Raw genomic sequence first — 4,507 nt, 5'->3', positions numbered from 1 at the left:
ACGTACCGGTGCAGATATTGCCTGGGTGTTTGATGTTGAAGGTGAGGAAGGCTTCCGTAGACGTGAAGCTCAAGTCATCGGTGATCTTTCAGAAAGGCAAGGTATCGTTCTCGCGACAGGTGGTGGTTCTGTTCAGAGTAAAGATATCCGCAACTATCTTTCTGCTCGAGGTATAGTAGTTTACTTAGAAACAACTATAGATAAGCAAGTCGCGCGCACTCAGCGTGATAAGCGTCGTCCGTTGTTACAAGTAGATGATCCACGTGAAGTGCTTGAAAGCTTAGCGGAAATTCGCAATCCTTTATATGAGGAAATTGCGGATGTTATCGTTAAGACAGATGAGCAAAGCGCGAAGATCGTCGCAAACCAAATTATCGAGCAACTTGGCTTTTAGGTAACAACATGCAACAAATTCAGGTTCAATTAGGTGATAGAAGTTACCCCATTTATATTGGCCAGGATTTGATGAATGATAGCGAGCTATTTGCTCGCTACCTAACAAACAAAAAAGCCTTAATTGTTTCAAATGACACCATTGCTCCGTTGTATCTTCAACAGATACAACAAGCGATGAGCGCTTGCGCGCGCATTGAAACGGTTATTTTGCCGGATGGCGAAAAATTTAAAGACTTACAACATCTAGATTATATTTTTACTGAGTTACTTGAGCATAATTTTGCTCGAGATTCAGTATTAGTTGCACTAGGTGGTGGTGTTGTTGGTGATATGACTGGTTTCGCGGCTGCGTGTTATCAGCGTGGTATTGAGTTTATTCAAGTGCCAACTACATTACTGTCCCAAGTTGATTCTTCTGTTGGTGGTAAAACGGCAGTCAATCATCCGCTTGGGAAAAATATGATTGGTGCATTTTATCAGCCTAAATCAGTGATTATTGATACGTTTTGCTTACAGACATTACCCGCAAATGAGTTTGCTGCAGGTATGGCTGAAGTGATTAAGTACGGTATTATTTGGGATGCTGACTTTTTTCAGTGGCTTGAAGCAAATGTTGATGCGTTAAAATCGCTTCAAACAGATGCGTTAAACTATGCCATTGCGAAATGTTGTCAGATTAAAGCTGATGTTGTCGCACAAGATGAAACGGAACAAGGTGTAAGAGCGTTATTAAACCTTGGGCATACTTTTGGGCATGCTATCGAAGCTGAAATGGGCTACGGTGTTTGGTTACATGGCGAAGCAGTCTCTGCTGGTACTGTTCTTGCGGCTCAAACAGCATATAAGTTAAATCTATTAGATGAGCAAAGTGTCGAGCGTATTTGCCGATTGATGCAAGCGTTTGATTTACCTATAACGGCTCCAGAGTCGATGGGTTTTGAACAGTTTATCAAGCATATGCGTCGAGATAAAAAAGTATTAGGAGGTAAAATCCGCTTGGTATTACCTACAGAAATAGGCAAAGCTGATGTCTTTAGTGATGTGAGTGAAGACTTATTGAAACAGGTTATTAGCTGCGTATAAATTATTCCGTATATATCTATGCTAGCTATAAATTATAGTGTGGTGAATCATTGACGACTCCAGGACTATTACTACTCCCTACCCAAGAAGCGCTCATTCAGCGTTTACAGCATATTGCTAGTTATAGCGAACAGTTGTTGGTTATTTGTGGTGATAACGGTTCAGGTAAGTCGACACTGACGGCTGCATTAGCCAGTGAGCTAGATGATTATAATTCAGCATTGGTCATTTGTCCTCAACACGCTGATAGCGCTGAAATTCGTCGAAAAATTCTGGTTCAATTAATCTCCGCGCCAATTTTTGATGATGAACGTCCTTTGATGGACACCGTACTGAGAATCCAATCTAGTTTAAAAAAACCGTTACATATCATTATTGATGATGCTGATTTATTGCCTAAAGATATTTGGGCTGAGTGCATTCTGCTGAGCCAAATTCACTGTGCAGGTAAACCTGTTGCAGTAACAGTGACCGTCACTCCTAGCTTTTGGCATACTTTAGTGGCTGAGTTAACTGATGAGACTCGTGCTAGATTACTGCCTGTGACGATTGAGCCTTTATCTGTACCTGAGCGTGATGGTCTTTATCAAAGTTTATTACTCCGTAGCCAGCAAACACCGTTTATCCCGCGTGAAATTATTCATAAGCAATTAGAGAAGCAACGCGGTACGCCAGCTGAAGTAGTTCAATTATTAGCGTTAGCATTAGAAGAGCCACAAACAGTGCGTTCATCTTGGTCTGCGTCTATTAAAATGATGATTGCTTCTGTCACCATATTAGCTGGCGTGGCGATGTGGTGGGGGATTAGTACACAATTACCTCCTCCGATTTCAGCATCATTGTCGCCAGTATTAACAGCCGAGCAATCCGCTGTACGTGTAAAAGCCGCTCAATATGTCATTGATTATGCCGACAGTTCATTAAGCGCTTATTTTGCCCATAGGCAATTGGTCTTAGCTAAGTCGAGTGCCAATGAGCAAGCACATTTTATCATCGAGCAGCAAATGACTGCTGATAGTTCACTAGTAGAGCAAGGTGAGACTAACCTCATAGAAGAGGTTCCTGCAGATAATCACATTGACGTAGTGGTTAATTCATCATTAAAAGGTTTGTCTTTCCAAGGTAAGTTACCCAAAGCGCAAGTTAACACGGTAAATAAGCCGAATGATATTGTTGAGCGTGATAATACCCCTAACCTAAAGGTGAAAGGTTTTACGCTGCAACTTGCTAGCGTGAATGACAAAGACTCACTTACACCAATTTTAGTTAAACTGGCACAAGAGCCGCAAGTTTACATAATGAAATACAAACAACGCCACGTTATATTACTGGGTGATTTTGATACCGCATCGGCAGCTAGCTCAAAAGCGAAAAGTCTTCAGAAAAAATATAGTTTAGCGGCTCCATGGGTAAGAAAGTGGGCAGACTTAAGTGATTATAAGCGACAAGATTAACAATCTTCATATTCCGCAGCATCCAAGTCAATAGGATGAAAAATCAACTAATAAAACTGCTTTATCCGATGATAATTATCGTTAAACAGAGTACAATCATCAGCTTTAATTTTGCTGGCATAATTCCTATTCATGATAAAAAAGCATAGAGCCTTTCTAAAGTGGGCAGGCGGTAAATATAAGCTCGTTGATGAGCTAGCAAAACACCTTCCAGCTGGAAATAGACTGATCGAGCCTTTTGTTGGGGCGGGTTCGGTATTCCTCAATACACAGTTTGATGATTATTTATTGTGTGACATCAATCAAGACTTAATCAATTTATACCAAATTGTTCAGCAACAGCCAGATAAATACATTAAAGCGGCCAAGGCCATGTTTGTCGATGAGATGAATGACAAAGATGCTTATTATCGTGTTCGTGCTGAATTTAATCTCTGTAGCGATCCTTTCATTCGTTCGGTTTACTTCCTGTACATGAATCGCCATGGTTTTAATGGCTTATGTCGATATAATCGCAAAGGCGGTTTTAATGTACCGTTTGGTTCGTACAAAAAACCGTATTTCCCTGAAGCTGAAATTCGTTACTTTTCATTAAAAGCGCAAAAAGCGACCTTTAAATGTATCAGTTACGAACAAGCCTTTGATATGGCAAACAGTGGTGATGTTATTTATTGTGATCCGCCTTATGCGCCGTTATCAACCACAGCCAGTTTTACCACTTATGCAGGTCCGGGTTTTAGCTTAGATGATCAAGCATTACTTGCTCGTCATTCACGGCTCATTGCCCATGAGAGAAATATTCCGGTATTGATCAGTAATCATGATATTCCGTTAACGCGAGAGTTATATCGTGGTGCATCTTGTTCAACGATTTCGGTGCAGCGTAATATTAGCCCTAAAGGCGGTTCACGCAATAAAGTGGATGAAATTATGGCGCTATATGATCATCATTATCGTGAAGAAGAGTAATGCTGCAAAGCGTGGATAACGAAAACTAGCGGTTAACTTAAGACTTGGTTTACGATTAGCATTAATGAAATGACTAAGGCTATGGCTAAGATAATACCCATAATGATAAATGGTAATGGGGATTGAGTTTGAAAATCTTTTTGGCGATTTTGCTCCGTCTGTACGCCGAAGAAGGCTGCTACAGTGCTACTAAACACTCGCCAAATAGACATTAACGCGATATCTGAGTTGGGTTGCCTGAGGTAGGCATATCATTTAAAGGTTTGTCTTTGTGACCGTGGATTAACTCAAGTAAATCAATAAAGTGAAACTGACTAGAGCGGCTATTACCTGTAATCCAATTCCCCCAACTGACATCATTTGATTGTTCTGCACAACGATTTGTAGGGTGACTACTGGGTAAACTGGCATTGTAGTTGGTGGTGCTATTACAGACACAGGCCTTACTATTAGTCGAATTACTTTCGGTTGCCATCAATACTTGGCTTAACAATAACGCCAATGCAGACGTTGCAAATACAGCAAAAACCGGTGCTGACAATAATTTGCCATCACGACCAGAAAGCTTGCGTAGTAAGTGCTTTACCATAAAGTGTGCCCTATCC

6 protein-coding genes are annotated in these 4,507 nt (G+C 40.8%); 4 read left to right on the top strand and 2 right to left on the bottom strand.

Annotated features, from left to right (window positions below; genetic code table 11):
* The 4 genes from aroK to CXF78_RS10995 all read left to right on the top strand — a co-directional run.
* Window positions 1–394 (top strand): shikimate kinase AroK (aroK, locus tag CXF78_RS11010; protein WP_102036801.1); only part of this gene is annotated, 394 nt, incomplete at its 5' end.
* An 8-nt stretch (window positions 395–402) separates the two neighbouring features.
* Window positions 403–1,479 (top strand): 3-dehydroquinate synthase, encoded by a 1,077-nt coding sequence (gene aroB, locus CXF78_RS11005; protein ID WP_011635866.1) that lies wholly within the window; start codon window positions 403–405, stop codon window positions 1,477–1,479.
* Window positions 1,480–1,529: 50 nt separating this feature from the next.
* Entirely contained in the window at window positions 1,530–2,933 is a 1,404-nt protein-coding gene (locus CXF78_RS11000) for an ATP-binding protein (protein ID WP_102036800.1), read from the top strand.
* Between the two features lie 132 nt (window positions 2,934–3,065).
* Entirely contained in the window at window positions 3,066–3,902 is an 837-nt protein-coding gene (locus CXF78_RS10995; RefSeq protein ID WP_011635868.1) for a Dam family site-specific DNA-(adenine-N6)-methyltransferase, read from the top strand.
* 32 nt (window positions 3,903–3,934) lie between these two features.
* Here the strand turns inward: CXF78_RS10995 and CXF78_RS10990 are convergent, their stop codons facing one another.
* The gene (locus CXF78_RS10990) at window positions 3,935–4,114 is read right to left on the bottom strand and encodes a DUF2970 domain-containing protein (protein WP_011635869.1); all 180 of its coding nucleotides are present in this window, start codon (window positions 4,112–4,114) and stop codon (window positions 3,935–3,937) included.
* The coding region (locus CXF78_RS10985; RefSeq protein WP_374702284.1) for a hypothetical protein at window positions 4,114–4,507 on the bottom strand (394 nt) is incomplete at its 5' end. The genes CXF78_RS10990 and CXF78_RS10985, both read right to left, overlap by 1 nt.

Source organism: Shewanella sp. 11B5, assembly GCF_002836795.1.
GTDB lineage: Bacteria > Pseudomonadota > Gammaproteobacteria > Enterobacterales > Shewanellaceae > Shewanella > Shewanella frigidimarina.
This window is presented reverse-complemented; position numbering and strand designations above follow the sequence as displayed.

Excerpts from the sequence above, each read along its gene's own strand:
- aroB (WP_011635866.1), top strand. The coding sequence starts at position 403 with ATGCAACAAATTCAGGTTCAATTAGGTGATAGAAGTTACCCCATTTAT.
- CXF78_RS10990 (WP_011635869.1), bottom strand. The coding sequence starts at position 4,114 with ATGTCTATTTGGCGAGTGTTTAGTAGCACTGTAGCAGCCTTCTTCGGC.
- CXF78_RS10995 (WP_011635868.1), top strand. The coding sequence starts at position 3,066 with ATGATAAAAAAGCATAGAGCCTTTCTAAAGTGGGCAGGCGGTAAATAT.